Source organism: Flagellimonas oceanensis (assembly GCF_003992595.1).
Taxonomy (GTDB): Bacteria; Bacteroidota; Bacteroidia; order Flavobacteriales; family Flavobacteriaceae; genus Flagellimonas; species Flagellimonas oceanensis.
The window spans coordinates 185,346-198,127 of the sequence record NZ_RZNA01000052.1; the positions used below are offsets into that span (position 1 = coordinate 185,346).

Here is a 12,782-nt window from a genome sequence, read left to right on the forward strand (position 1 = left end):
TTTTTACAATCTTGTTTGTTGTTGTGAGTTTGAAAGACTTATTTTATTTGTCCTGGGAAATGTGTTCTGGGTAAGCTTCCACACCGTGTTCGTGGATATCCAGACCTTCAACTTCCTCTTTCTCAGATACTCTAAGGCCAATAGTTTTCTTCAAAATGAAGAGTACTATAAAGGAAGCAACGGCAGCCCAAACTATGTAAGCCAATGATCCATAGGTTTGTACCCAAAGTAGTTTTCCACTACCTCCGTAGAATAATCCGCCATCCAGTGCAAAGAGGCCGATAAGTACGGTTCCTAGGAAACCACATACTCCGTGAACGGAGATGGCACCTACAGGGTCATCTATCTTAAGCTTTTTATCGATAAATTCAATGGACAGTACCACGACGAGACCACATACCAAACCAATGGCAAGAGCTCCCCATGCATTTACGGAACCACATCCGGCGGTAATACCCACCAAACCGGCCAAAGCACCGTTCAAGGTCATGGAGATATCGGCTTTACCATATCTGGCCCAAGTAAAGAACAGGGCTGCAATGGCACCGATGGCGGCTGCTAGGTTGGTGTTGATGATAACGCTTGTGGCCCCGACAGTGTCACTACCGCCCCAAGCCAATTGGGAACCTCCGTTGAACCCGAACCATCCCAACCAAAGGATGAATACTCCAAGCGCACCGAAGGCCATATTGTGACCTGGAATCGCCTGTGCCTTTCCATCTACGTATTTACCAATTCTTGGGCCTACCAAAATAGCGGCTACCAAAGCAGCGGCACCACCTACGGCGTGTACTACGGAAGAACCTGCAAAATCGACAAATCCTGCGGTGTTCAACCAAGCATCGTCATCGAATGGCCAGTACCAGCTACCGGAAATTGGGTATATCAACGTGGTAAGGATAGCGGAGAAGATCAAATACGTAGAGAATTTGGTTCTTCCCGCAATGGCTCCGGATACAATAGTGGCTGCTGTGGCACAGAACACTGTTTGGAAGAACAGGTTGTACCAATCATCGGCACTGAAAAAGAAGTACCCTTGGTCAGATGGACTGGACCTAAAGAATCCGCCACCTACCAGGTCGCTACCATACATAATGGCATAACCTACTGCCCAGAACATGACCGAACCAACGGCCAAGTCCATTACGTTTTTCATAATAATGTTACCAGTGTTCTTGCTTCGGGTAAAACCTATTTCCAACAAGGTGAAACCTGCCTGCATGAAAAACACCAAAATCGCTGCTAGGGTAATCCACAAGGCACCCATGTCGCCAGTGATGGCCTCTACAGCTTTATCTATCGCTTCTTGTTCTTGTACAATCATAATCTAAGTTTTAAAGTTTTTTGGCTATTAATGTTAGTTGATTCCGGCGCTTCCGCTTTCCTTGGTCCTAATTCTGTAAGCCTCGATAACATCGGAGACGAAAATTTTTCCATCACCCACATTACCGGTACCTGCAGTGTCCAGTAAAACGTTTACGGTTTTTTCCAGAAAGTCATCGCTAACCACGATAACCAAATACCTTCGTTGGATATCGCTAGTGCTGTACGATATGCCACGATAGACATGTCCCTGTTTTTCATTTCCAACTCCAGTTACATCCCAGTAACTAAAGAAGTTGACCTCAATTTGATGGAGGGCTTTCTTTACCTCATCAAATTTGGATTTTCTAATAATTGCCTCGACTTTTTTCATAATTAAGTAGTTAATTGATGATTCAAATATATAGGAATTAGAATGAGACTATTAAAAAACGAAGGGTAGATGCGTGATTTTTATGGGTATAAGAAAAATACCCCCAAAATTTTAGGGGTATTCAATTTTAGATTAAGTTTTGTTATCTTTTTTTTGATTTAAACTTAATATTGGATGCTTTGAGGTTTGTTTTTATCAATAATAGAGCTCCAAAACATGTAAAATGTTTAGTTTTTAACAAATTTTAACTGTAAAAATGCAATTTGTAACTATGAAATGTGTTTGGCAAGCCACAATCCTAAAATAACTGCCAAAACACCCACACCGATACTGGAAATCATGTAGATAGCTAAATTGAATAGTTCGCCATTCTTTAAATAGGAGTGTTTTTCAAAGGCGAATGCTGAAAATGTGGTAAAGCCACCACAAAATCCAGTGGCAAGAAAAAGTGTACTGTTATAGGTAAGTAAATGACCCCTTGCGGAAAGTCCCAAAAATAACCCGATCAATAGGCAGCCAATGATATTGACCAAAAAGGTCCCCAAGAAAAAATTGTGGAAAAGCGGATTGAGGGGTCGAGAAATCAAATAGCGCAGAACACTTCCAAATCCCCCGCCCAAAAAAACAAGTAAGGCCTGTTTCATGCCCTAAAGGTACAAACTATACCGCTTCCTTATATTCGGTTTCCATGGCCTCACGAGGGAAAAGTCTGGTAGTTGAGGTTTTGGAAATCCGTTGCACCGGTTTAGTAAACCTTTCTTTAGCTCCGTTGACACTGAAAATCAACAGAATGGCGTTCACAGCAAGCAATACAAAAAGAATACTTAAAAATACAGTCATTACAGGTTAGGTGTAAAGTATTGTTAAACAAAAGTACGGTTTTTCCTATAATAACGAAATCAGGTCTCTGCTATTGTTGTGAAAACGAGAATTTTTGTGGTTAACGCAATTCCATTGTTAATTTTTGAGGAAGTATTTAATTAAGAACAGGATAATTATGAAAGTTATGAAGGAAATCAGTATCCAAATAACGCCTTTGTAATTCTTTTTGTGCAGTTTTTTATCCTTTTTGTATGAAAATGAGATGATTGCTACAAAGGCGATAAAGAATAGAGCCGCAAAAATTATCTGTCCTGTGCTGAACATATTTTATATTTTTACGCAAAGCTAAATCAAATAAGTGTAATGGAAAGTAAAATAAAAGCCGTGGAGCTCTTCCACAATTCTTTTGGATTGGGAGTTTCGCAAAAGCCAAAGGCCGATCTTGGAAAGGATAAAAACAAGCTTCGTTTCAATTTGATGGATGAAGAGAACCGGGAATATCTGGAAGCGGCAAATGATAACGATTTGGTGGAAGTGGCCGATGCATTGGGGGATATGCTGTACATTTTATGTGGAACCATTTTGGAGCACGGTATGCAATATAAAATCGAAGAGGTTTTTGAAGAGATACAGCGAAGCAACATGAGCAAGCTTGGTGCCGATGGAAAGCCCATCTACCGTGAAGATGGGAAGGTACTGAAAGGCCCAAATTATTTTAAGCCGGACATTCAGAACATAATCGATAAATAAAAAAAGCGCCAACTGGCGCCTTTTCTTTTTCTAGATGACTTCGTGTCGCCATCCAAACTTATCTTCAGCGCGGTTGTATTGAATATCCGTGATTCTTTTCTTTAAAAGGGAAGCATAGCTTTCCTCCAATTCAGGGAGGTCATAATCCTTCCCGTGGTATCCAAAACCTGATATAGGTGAGATCACTGCTGCTGTACCTGCACCGAACATTTCTTTCAAGGATCCATTTTCCGCAGCTTCCACCAATTCGTGAACGGATATTTTACGCACCTCGGTTTTGATGCCTTCGTCATTGGCGATGTCCAAAATGCTCTTTCGGGTTATCCCATCCAAAATACGGTCGCTGGTAGGGGCTGTCATCAAAGTGTCATTGATACGAACAAAAACGTTCATGGCGCCCGCTTCCTCGATATACTCGTGGGAGTTGTCATCTGTCCAGATGACTTGTTGGTAGCCTTTGTCCGCAGCCAATTTGGTTGGGTAGAACTGACCCGCATAGTTACCACCGGCCTTTGCATATCCTACACCACCGTTAGCGGCACGGGAGTATGTTTCCTCGATCAACACCTTTACCTTCCCAGAGAAATAAGCCCCTGAAGGAGCACAGGCAATGATGAATTTATATTCATCGGCAGGTGAGGCGTGGAACCCATTTCCCGAAGCAAACATAAACGGCCTTATATATAAGGAACTGCCAGGGTTTTGGGGAATCCAGTCACTCTCCAATTGAATAAGTGCATTGAGCCCTTCCATAAAATACGCCTCAGGTATTTCCGGAATGGCCAATCTTTTGGCGGATCTGTTCAAACGTTTCCAGTTTTCCTCGGGCCTAAAAAGCCATGCTTTGCCATTCTCGTCCTTGTAGGCTTTCATCCCTTCAAAAATAGACTGTCCATAATGGAAGATCTTTGCGGATGGGTCCAGGGTGATAGGTTGGTAAGGAACCACTTTGGGTTCGGACCACTTACCGTTTTTATAATCACAGACCAGCATATGGTCGGAATAAACACTTCCAAAAGAAAGGTTGTCAAAATCCACGTCATGGATTTTTGATGATTTTGTCTTCTCGATAGCAATTTTGTTAGCCATTGTTTCCATATCACTTACATTTACCGTGATAAAATTAGCTATTTATTGTTAGTTTTGGACAATTCGTAAATCTAAATGTTGGACTTGACTTACAATTACTTAAATGTTATCAAAAATGAGGATTTTTAACACTTTTACTACTGTTTTTTTACTAGGTATTGTGATGGTTTCCTGCAAACAAGAAACCATGCAAGGTGATTATTTTGGAGAGGAATTTGAAATTTCCAGAAAAGCTTCCAAAACATCGGCTCCTTTTGACAAGATTTCCGGTAAGGATTCCTTGCAGACCCAAATCGTTGGCGAGATCAAGGAAGTTTGCCAGGCCAAAGGTTGCTGGATGAAGGTACAATTGGAGTCAGACGACGAAGTTTTCGTCCGTTTTAAGGATTATGGATTCTTTGTTCCCAAAGATGCTGCAGGGAAAAAAGTAGTGATGAACGGCGCGGCCTTTTTTGAGGAAATGTCCGTTGAAGACCAAAAACACTACGCAGAGGACGAAGGAGCATCTGAAGACGAATTGGCACTAATAACCGCTCCCAAGAAAACACTTAGGTTCGAAGCGGACGGGGTGCTGATCGAAACCCAGCCTTGAAAAGGAAAATAATCACCACAGGGGATGGTTCCAAGACCATCCAAATTGAGGGTTGGGACGAACAGTACCATTCCAAGCACGGAGCTGTCCAGGAAGCCTATCATGTTTTTATGGAACATGGTTTGCGATTGTTTCAAAATGAAGAAGTCAAACTGTTGGAAATCGGCTTTGGCACAGGGTTAAATGCCCTTATCACTTTAATGGAAGCTCCCAAACAACAATTGAGTGTTGATTATGTTGGGGTTGAGGCTTTTCCGGTTTCAATGGAAGAAGTAGGTGCTTTGGACTATTGCCGGCAATTGGAAGCCGAAGTCCATCAAGCTGACTTTCAAAAAATGCACAGTTCACCTTGGGAAGAAACTGTAAGTATAACCCCTGGCTTTTCCCTTTTGAAGCAGCAAAAGGATTTCAAGGAAATCGATGATCAAAATTCTTTCAACCTCATATATTTTGATGCGTTCGGAGCACGGGTACAACCTGAACTTTGGACAGAAGGGGTTTTCTTGAAGATGTACCATGCACTCCGGCAAAATGGGGTTTTGGTAACCTACGCGGCCAAAGGTAGTGTGAGACGGGCCATGCAGGCAGTTGGTTTTACCGTGGAACGCTTACCGGGACCACCTGGGAAGAGGGAGATGCTGAGGGCCAAAAAGCTTTGATGAATGTCAATGATATCTTAACAAACAGCCTATCGAATTCATAAATACCCATAAAATTCCAGCTAAATATGTTAAACCTAAATTAACATCTCATATACAGTCGATTAAACCGATAAATTTGCATAAAATGATAGTATGAAGGTGTTGATAACAGGAGCTACGGGATTGGTAGGTCAAGCCATAGTAGAGGTGTTGAACCGCAGGGGGATACCCGTAAACTATTTGACCACAAGTAAAGGAAAAATTACATCCTCAGAAGATTTTCAGGGATATTACTGGAATCCCTCCAAAGCGGAGATAGACTTGGATTGTTTCAAAGATGTACAGGCCATTATCAATTTGGCAGGAACCAGTATAGCCAAACGTTGGACCCCTCAGCATAGAAAAAAGGTGCTTTCCAGCCGTCTCGATAGTTTGAGAACCCTAAAAAAGGGACTGGGAGATTCGGGAAACAAAGAAGTTGAGTGTCTTGTTTCTGCATCTGCCATTGGAATTTATCCAGATTCAAAATGTGATTACTACGAAGAAAGCGAAACAAAATTGGATGATGGCTTTTTGGGCGAAGTAGTGTCAAAATGGGAGGCCGAGGCGGGTACTTTTGAAAAACTTGGTGTTGATGTGGCCAAAATCAGAATCGGGTTGGTGCTTTCCAGAGATGGAGGAGCCTTGCCTAAAATGGCCTTGCCTGTCAAGAACTTCATTGGGGCGCCGATAGGGAGTGGAGACCAATGGCAATCTTGGATTCATATTGAAGATTTGGCGCAGATGTTTGCCTTTGCCGTTGAAAATAATCTACAGGGAACTTATAATGGTGTGGCCCCAAATCCAGTAACGAATACAAAACTTACCAAAGAACTGGCCAGAGTATTGGACAGGCCCCTTTGGATGCCCAATGTCCCCGCGTTTGTCCTGAAGGTGGTTTTGGGTAAAATGTCAACACTGTTGCTGGCAAGCCAGCGAGTGAGCAATAAAAAAATTGAGGAAGAGGGATTCGCTTTTCAATACACTAATGTTTGCCAAGCTTTAAAGAGCATTTATACTTCGGAAGAAGAAGGTGTCCCCGCATCGGTTGAAGCTTAGTCAATAGGTGTTCATGACGTTTTTAATCGATAAAGTCCGCTTAGGCGGCTTTTTTTATGTTTTGCGGTGACATTTTGACATTTTTGGACAATTGGCAGTACTTTTGCCACTTCAAATCGGAATAAAACAATAGAACATGAGCAATAAAAGTAAGGTTGAGGAAATGGAAGATGAGCCTAAAAAAGGGCAAACCGAAGAGAGTACTGAGCTGAACGATGAGCATATAGAGGCTGAAAACGCAGAAGAGAATAAAGAGGAACTTTCCGAAGAGGAAAAATTGCGCGAGGATTTGGCCAAAGAAAAAGAAAAGTTCTTGAGGCTTTTTGCGGAGTTTGAAAACTACAAGCGCAGGACTTCCAAGGAACGTATGGATTTGTTCAAAACTGCAGGACAGGAAGTCATGGTGGCATTGCTTCCCATTATGGATGACTTTGATCGTGCCCTCAAGGAACTTTCCAAGTCAGAGGATAAAGAAATGTTCAAAGGTGTGGAACTCATCAGCAATAAATTCAAGGAAACTTTGAAGAACAAGGGCTTGGAGCAAGTGGAAGTGGGGGAAGGTGATGTATTTGATGCCGAGGTGCACGAAGCCATTACCCAGATCCCTGCACCGAATGATAAAATGAAAGGGAAGATCATTGATGTGGTGGAAAAAGGGTTCAAACTCGGCGATCGCATCATAAGGCATCCAAAAGTCGTTGTTGGAAACTAAAGTTGTATGAAGGAAGATTATTACGAAATATTGGGAGTCTCCAAAGGGGCTTCAGCTGCAGAAATTAAAAAGGCCTATAGAAAAAAGGCCATCAAATATCACCCGGATAAAAATCCAGGCGATGCCAAAGCTGAGGAAATGTTCAAGAAATCCGCTGAGGCATACGAAGTGCTGGGCAATCCTGACAAAAAGGCAAAGTATGATCAGTTTGGCCATGCAGCCTTCGATGGTAGCGGCGGATTTGGCGGCGGAGGTATGAATATGGACGATATCTTCAGTCAATTTGGTGATATTTTCGGCGGCGCCTTTGGTGGCGGTGGCGGATTCAGTGGGTTTGGCGGATTTGGTGGCGGACAGCGCAGGGCCAAAGGAAGCAATCTTCGAATCCGAGTTAAGTTGACCCTCGAAGAAGTGGCCAATGGTGTGGAGAAGAAAGTCAAGGTAAGACGTAAGCTTCAAGCGGACGGAGTGACTTATAAAACGTGTCCCACTTGTAACGGTACCGGTCAAATCACAAAAATCACTAACACCATATTGGGTAGAATGCAGACTGCAACCACCTGTACCACATGTGGTGGGGCTGGGCAGGCTATTGATAAAAGACCTGCAGGGGCCGATGCACAGGGACTTCAGGTGGAAGAAGAGACCGTATCCATTAAAATACCACCAGGTGTGGAAGATGGCATGCAGTTGAAAGTGAGTGGTAAAGGGAACGATGCCCCAGGAAACGGTATTGCCGGGGATCTGTTGGTGGCTATTGAAACCTTAGAGCACGATACGCTCAAGCGTGAAGGTGATAACCTGCATTATGATCTGTACATAAGCATGCCCGAAGCGGTTCTGGGAAGCTCCAAAGAAATCGATGCCATAGGCGGAAAGGTCAGAATAAAATTGGAGGCTGGTTTACAGTCCGGAAAAATTTTAAGGCTTCGAGGCAAAGGGATCAACAGTCTTAACGGGTATGGAGCAGGAGATTTGTTGGTGCATGTAAATGTATGGACACCAAAGAACATCAATAAGGAGCAAAAGGAATTTTTTGAGCGCATGCAAGACGATGACAACTTTGTCCCAAGGCCCGAAAAATCAGATAAATCCTTTTTTGAGAAGGTAAAAGATATGTTCTCTTAAGAGAAAAACCTTCTGTTTAAATAAAAAACGTATATTTGGAACTGATGTTGGGTAACCGATATCTAATTTTCTTTTTCATAGCAATTTTTTTCCCATCCTTGAATTTTTTAAGGGTGGGTTTTTGTTTTTATAGGAAAACAGGTCTCTAGCAAATACATATCTTTGAAAAAATAGTTTACATGGATCATATCCTTGTTGCCAAAAATGTGACCAAAACTTATGGTGAATACACAGCACTGAGCAACATTTCATTACAAATCCCTGAGAATTGCATTTATGGACTTTTGGGTCCCAATGGGGCGGGGAAGACCTCGTTTATCAGGATAATCAATCAAATAACGCACCAAGACTCTGGTGAGATTCTGCTCAATGGCGAGCCATTGGCTCCAAAGCACATTGCATCCATTGGTTACTTGCCCGAGGAAAGAGGGCTGTACAAAAGCATGAAAGTGGGAGAGCAGGCATTGTACTTGGCACAATTGAAGGGATTGTCCAAAAGTGAGGCCAAAACCCGGCTTAAATTCTGGTTCGACCGTTTGGACATTGGAGACTGGTGGGACAAGAAAATCCAAGAGCTTTCCAAAGGAATGGCACAGAAAATCCAGTTTATCGTTACCGTGCTCCACGAGCCCAAACTATTGATTTTTGATGAACCCTTTAGTGGTTTTGACCCCATTAATGCCAATATCATCAAGGATGAAATACTTCAGTTGAAGGAAAACGGCACTTCCATTATTTTCTCCACTCACCGAATGGAATCTGTAGAAGAACTGTGCGAGTACATTGCCCTTATCCATAAATCGGAAAAAATCCTTGACGGAAAACTCTCCGATATCAAAAAGGCATACAAGAACAATATTTTCAATGTCGCCGTACAAATGGAACAGGATGCGGAAGCTTTTATGAAATCCCTGGAGCAAAAATTCAATATACTTTCTTCGGATGTTGATCTCATCGAAAAGCAATTGAACTTCAAAGTGCAACTACCTTCATCCCATACAGGCGATATTTTGATGGAACTTTCCAAAGTGGCCAACATCAATAAGTTTGAGGAAACCATTCCATCCGCCAACGATATTTTTATTCAAACCGTAAACAGCAAGGACAATGGCAAATAAACTTGGGTTGATCATAAAACGAGAATATTTGGCCAAGGTGCGTAACCGCTCCTTCATTGTCATGACCATTTTGAGCCCTTTGCTGATGGTGGGAATGATAGTCTTGATCGCTTATTTGGCCAAGGTAAATGATGATGAGACCAGAGTGGTGACCGTTTTGAACGAGAGCTCTTTTTTCCAGAATGACTTCAATCCCTCAAAAAACATATCCTATGTACATCTGGATGATCTTAGTTTGGAGCAGGCAAAGGATTCCACTACAGCTTTGGAATATTACGGATTGCTGTACATTCCAAACGAGCAGACTGTGGAACAGGTTGCCAAAGCTGCGTATCTGTTTACCAAGGACAATCCAAATACATCCGTCACGCAGGAGTTGGAGAATGTCTTCCAGACCCAGTTGAGGCAGCACCGACTTCAAAAACTCGGGGTTACTTCGGAACAGTTCTCCAGTGTGGAGGAACGTTTTGAAATCAATCTCTCCACTTTTGATGGCGAACGGAGCATGAGGGGCATTAACGAGATCAAAGCCATTATAGGTGGTGGGTTTGGTTATGCCATCATGATGTTCATTATAATTTATGGTGGTTTTGTGATGCGGAGCGTGATTGAGGAAAAAACCAGCAGGATTATAGAGGTCATCATATCATCGGTAAAACCGTTCCAATTGATGCTGGGCAAGATCATCGGCAACTCCTTGGCGGGAATCACACAGTTTTCCATTTGGATAGTTTCCGCATCTGCCCTGTTGTTCGTTGCTGTGATGATCTTGGGCATCGACCTGTCCGCACTTTCCGCCGATGGAACTGTACAGCCAGGTCCAATGGGCGGTATGTCCCAATTGGGAGGGATGGACAGTGAAATGATGATGTACGCCAAGGAAATCTATGATATCCCATGGGGACTCCTTATTGTCTCCTTCTTTATCTATTTTGTGTTGGGCTACCTTATTTATAGTTCCATATATGCGGCAATTGGTGCTGCTGTGGATAATGAGACCGATACACAGCAATTTATCTTCCCTATTATATTACCTTTAATGTTGGCAATTTATGTGGGGTTCTTTTCTGTTTTCAGTAATCCACACGGTCCCATTGCAGTTGGGTTTTCATTGTTTCCATTGACATCGCCCATTGTAATGCTGATGCGTTTGCCAGGGGGAATCGGGGAAGGAGGAGTGCCTTTATGGCAATTTTTGTTGTCCGTGTTCATTCTGATCATTACCTTTTTGGGTATTGTGTCATTGGCGGCCAAAATATATAGAACAGGTATCTTGATGTATGGTAAAAAACCAACGTACAAGGAGTTGATAAAATGGTTGAGATATTAAAATAGTATGCAAGAGGGCACACAGGAGATCAAAGAGATCATAACGCAGGATGTTTGGGGATCCATAAAGGATTTTTTGAACATAGGGTTTCATATTGGGGAAGGCGACAAAGCCATTGACCTTACCATTGGGCTATTATTGCTCTTGACGGTTACATTAGTGGTCACGAAGTTCTTGCTCAAATGGATGCGGCATCTTTTTACCCGAAAGATGCAACAGGAGGACAAACAGAAATTTGCCAGTGTGTTCAAGTTCACCAATTATGTGATCTATCTGATCGCGGTATTGGTAACCCTGAGTGCGGCGGGAGTGGACATCACGTTGGTGATTACGGCTTCGGCGGCACTATTTGTCGGTTTGGGCCTTGCGCTTCAGGAATTGTTCAAGGATATTCTGGGTGGAATTTTCATCATAATTGATAAGTCCTTACAAGTTGGTGATGTTGTAGAGGTCGATGGCAAGGTTGGCAAGGTGTTCGAGATCAAACTACGTACCACCAGAGCCATTACAAGGGACGACAAGGTATTGATATTGCCCAACCACAAGTTTATCAGTGACATCGTTTATAACTATACCCAAAACCACCGGACCACTCGGGAAAGGGTAAGTGTCGGGGTGGCTTATGGGAGTGATGTGGATTTGGTCACCAAAATTTTAGAGGAAGTGGCCCATACACAAAAGCAAGTATTGAAAAATCCAAAGCCATTTGTCCTCTTTGAGGATTTTGGAGACTCAGCGCTTATGTTTTCCATCTACTTTTTTACCAACGACACCTTCCGGGACCCAAGGATAAAAAGTGAAATGCGGTATAAGATAAATACCAAATTCAAGGAAAACAACGTTACTATTCCGTTCCCACAACGCGATGTACATATTATTCAGCCAAAACAATAGAGAGCGATAAAAAATTCAATTCATCATACTGCAATTTGGAAGTGCTTTGCTTTCATTGTAATACTGTGTGGCCCTTGTGCAAATGCCCAGAGCACGGATGTGTTCAGGTTGGAATACCTGAATATTCCAGAAAACGATACGGGCATAAAAACACAGCGCTATAAGGCATTGTTGAATTTGCCCATAAAACTAAACGCCAAGAAAGATTATCTGATAACCGGTGTGGAATATAACCGTTTTGATATGGGGTATTCCCAAAATCTGCCCTTTGATAAAAGTGAACTGATCCGTTTTCACATCATAGATTTGAACGTGGGACTGATCACCAAATGGAACGAGAATTGGAATTTGGTTACGATTCTTACACCCCGAATGGCCTCCAACTTTGTTACGGGTACCGTTACTGGGGATTTTTTTATGAACGCAACCGCTACCTTTTGGAAAGAACGTGCGGATGCTGATAAGCCATACCGTATTGTTCTCGGCCTTACCTATAATAGTACTACGGGCTTACCGGTCCCATTGCCCTTGATCAATTATTACCGCAGGTTTCACCCGGATTGGTCGTTTACTTTTGGAATACCCAAGTCGGGGTTGAGTTACCATATCTCCAAAAAACACTCTTTGGAAATGGCACTGTTATTGGATGGGTATTATATCAACCTGCAAAACAACATTCCCTTGGAAAACGGTCAGGTGGCTTCAAAGATCTCTTTGACCTCCTTGTTGGGCACATTGGTATATCAATACCATATTTCCAAAAGAATGTCTCTTTTTGCGATGGTCGGAAAAACGGTCATACAAGAAGGAATTTTGAGGAACGATGACGAAGACAAGGTTTTTTTATTGAATGACGAGTCAAATTTCTATATTAGAACAGGCTTCAAAATCGGAATATTTTAAATAGCAGCA

The 12,782-nt window shown here is 42.5% G+C and carries 15 protein-coding genes; 10 read left to right on the forward strand and 5 right to left on the reverse strand.

Annotation, left to right across the window (positions count from 1 at the left end; genetic code table 11):
* Nucleotides 1–43: 43 nt before the first annotated feature.
* From EO132_RS18120 to EO132_RS18135, 4 genes are all read right to left on the reverse strand, one after another.
* Complete coding sequence (locus EO132_RS18120) at nt 44–1,324, reverse strand: ammonium transporter (protein ID WP_127139215.1); 1,281 nt, start codon at nt 1,322–1,324, stop codon at nt 44–46.
* Nucleotides 1,325–1,357: 33 nt separating this feature from the next.
* On the reverse strand, nt 1,358–1,696 hold the full coding sequence (locus EO132_RS18125) for a P-II family nitrogen regulator (RefSeq protein WP_127139216.1): 339 nt from the start codon (nt 1,694–1,696) through the stop codon (nt 1,358–1,360).
* A gap of 269 nt (nt 1,697–1,965) precedes the next feature.
* Complete coding sequence (gene crcB / locus EO132_RS18130) at nt 1,966–2,340, reverse strand: fluoride efflux transporter CrcB (RefSeq protein WP_127139217.1); 375 nt, start codon at nt 2,338–2,340, stop codon at nt 1,966–1,968.
* A 16-nt stretch (nt 2,341–2,356) separates the two neighbouring features.
* Nucleotides 2,357–2,536 carry a hypothetical protein gene (locus EO132_RS18135; protein ID WP_127139218.1) on the reverse strand — a complete coding sequence of 60 codons (180 nt, stop codon included), beginning with the start codon at nt 2,534–2,536 and terminating at the stop codon, nt 2,357–2,359.
* A gap of 345 nt (nt 2,537–2,881) precedes the next feature.
* Here EO132_RS18135 and EO132_RS18145 point away from each other — a divergent pair, with 345 nt between their 5' ends.
* Nucleotides 2,882–3,268: a pyrophosphohydrolase domain-containing protein gene (locus EO132_RS18145; RefSeq protein WP_127139220.1), complete on the forward strand. Its 387-nt coding sequence runs from the start codon at nt 2,882–2,884 to the stop codon at nt 3,266–3,268.
* 30 nt (nt 3,269–3,298) lie between these two features.
* Here EO132_RS18145 and EO132_RS18150 read toward each other — a convergent pair whose 3' ends face one another.
* A complete protein-coding gene (locus EO132_RS18150; protein WP_205780384.1) occupies nt 3,299–4,366 on the reverse strand; it encodes a branched-chain amino acid aminotransferase in 1,068 nt (355 codons plus the stop codon).
* Nucleotides 4,367–4,472: 106 nt separating this feature from the next.
* Here EO132_RS18150 and EO132_RS18155 point away from each other — a divergent pair, with 106 nt between their 5' ends.
* From EO132_RS18155 to EO132_RS18195, 9 genes are all read left to right on the forward strand, one after another.
* Nucleotides 4,473–4,949, forward strand: a complete 477-nt coding sequence (locus EO132_RS18155) for a DUF4920 domain-containing protein (protein ID WP_127139222.1) — start codon at nt 4,473–4,475, stop codon at nt 4,947–4,949.
* Nucleotides 4,946–5,608 (forward strand): tRNA (5-methylaminomethyl-2-thiouridine)(34)-methyltransferase MnmC2, encoded by a 663-nt coding sequence (gene mnmC2, locus EO132_RS18160; protein ID WP_127139223.1) that lies wholly within the window; start codon nt 4,946–4,948, stop codon nt 5,606–5,608. The genes EO132_RS18155 and mnmC2 overlap by 4 nt, the downstream gene beginning before the upstream one ends.
* A gap of 135 nt (nt 5,609–5,743) precedes the next feature.
* Nucleotides 5,744–6,688 carry a TIGR01777 family oxidoreductase gene (locus EO132_RS18165; RefSeq protein WP_127139224.1) on the forward strand — a complete coding sequence of 315 codons (945 nt, stop codon included), beginning with the start codon at nt 5,744–5,746 and terminating at the stop codon, nt 6,686–6,688.
* A 136-nt stretch (nt 6,689–6,824) separates the two neighbouring features.
* Entirely contained in the window at nt 6,825–7,400 is a 576-nt protein-coding gene (locus EO132_RS18170; protein WP_127139225.1) for a nucleotide exchange factor GrpE, read from the forward strand.
* A 6-nt stretch (nt 7,401–7,406) separates the two neighbouring features.
* A complete protein-coding gene (gene dnaJ, locus EO132_RS18175) occupies nt 7,407–8,528 on the forward strand; it encodes a molecular chaperone DnaJ (RefSeq protein ID WP_127139226.1) in 1,122 nt (373 codons plus the stop codon).
* Between the two features lie 179 nt (nt 8,529–8,707).
* A complete protein-coding gene (locus EO132_RS18180) occupies nt 8,708–9,646 on the forward strand; it encodes an ABC transporter ATP-binding protein (RefSeq protein WP_127139227.1) in 939 nt (312 codons plus the stop codon).
* Complete coding sequence (locus EO132_RS18185; protein WP_127139228.1) at nt 9,636–10,976, forward strand: ABC transporter permease; 1,341 nt, start codon at nt 9,636–9,638, stop codon at nt 10,974–10,976. The genes EO132_RS18180 and EO132_RS18185 overlap by 11 nt, the downstream gene beginning before the upstream one ends.
* A gap of 6 nt (nt 10,977–10,982) precedes the next feature.
* Entirely contained in the window at nt 10,983–11,870 is an 888-nt protein-coding gene (locus EO132_RS18190; protein WP_127139229.1) for a mechanosensitive ion channel family protein, read from the forward strand.
* Nucleotides 11,871–11,969: 99 nt separating this feature from the next.
* Nucleotides 11,970–12,773, forward strand: a complete 804-nt coding sequence (locus EO132_RS18195; protein ID WP_235856507.1) for a DUF6268 family outer membrane beta-barrel protein — start codon at nt 11,970–11,972, stop codon at nt 12,771–12,773.
* Nucleotides 12,774–12,782: the final 9 nt, after the last annotated feature.

Excerpts from the sequence above, each read along its gene's own strand:
- EO132_RS18120 (WP_127139215.1), bottom strand. The coding sequence starts at position 1,324 with ATGATTGTACAAGAACAAGAAGCGATAGATAAAGCTGTAGAGGCCATC.
- EO132_RS18125 (WP_127139216.1), bottom strand. The coding sequence starts at position 1,696 with ATGAAAAAAGTCGAGGCAATTATTAGAAAATCCAAATTTGATGAGGTA.
- crcB (WP_127139217.1), bottom strand. The coding sequence starts at position 2,340 with ATGAAACAGGCCTTACTTGTTTTTTTGGGCGGGGGATTTGGAAGTGTT.
- EO132_RS18135 (WP_127139218.1), bottom strand. The coding sequence starts at position 2,536 with ATGACTGTATTTTTAAGTATTCTTTTTGTATTGCTTGCTGTGAACGCC.
- EO132_RS18145 (WP_127139220.1), top strand. The coding sequence starts at position 2,882 with ATGGAAAGTAAAATAAAAGCCGTGGAGCTCTTCCACAATTCTTTTGGA.
- EO132_RS18150 (WP_205780384.1), bottom strand. The coding sequence starts at position 4,366 with ATGGAAACAATGGCTAACAAAATTGCTATCGAGAAGACAAAATCATCA.
- EO132_RS18155 (WP_127139222.1), top strand. The coding sequence starts at position 4,473 with ATGAGGATTTTTAACACTTTTACTACTGTTTTTTTACTAGGTATTGTG.
- EO132_RS18165 (WP_127139224.1), top strand. The coding sequence starts at position 5,744 with ATGAAGGTGTTGATAACAGGAGCTACGGGATTGGTAGGTCAAGCCATA.
- EO132_RS18170 (WP_127139225.1), top strand. The coding sequence starts at position 6,825 with ATGAGCAATAAAAGTAAGGTTGAGGAAATGGAAGATGAGCCTAAAAAA.
- dnaJ (WP_127139226.1), top strand. The coding sequence starts at position 7,407 with ATGAAGGAAGATTATTACGAAATATTGGGAGTCTCCAAAGGGGCTTCA.
- EO132_RS18180 (WP_127139227.1), top strand. The coding sequence starts at position 8,708 with ATGGATCATATCCTTGTTGCCAAAAATGTGACCAAAACTTATGGTGAA.
- EO132_RS18185 (WP_127139228.1), top strand. The coding sequence starts at position 9,636 with ATGGCAAATAAACTTGGGTTGATCATAAAACGAGAATATTTGGCCAAG.
- EO132_RS18190 (WP_127139229.1), top strand. The coding sequence starts at position 10,983 with ATGCAAGAGGGCACACAGGAGATCAAAGAGATCATAACGCAGGATGTT.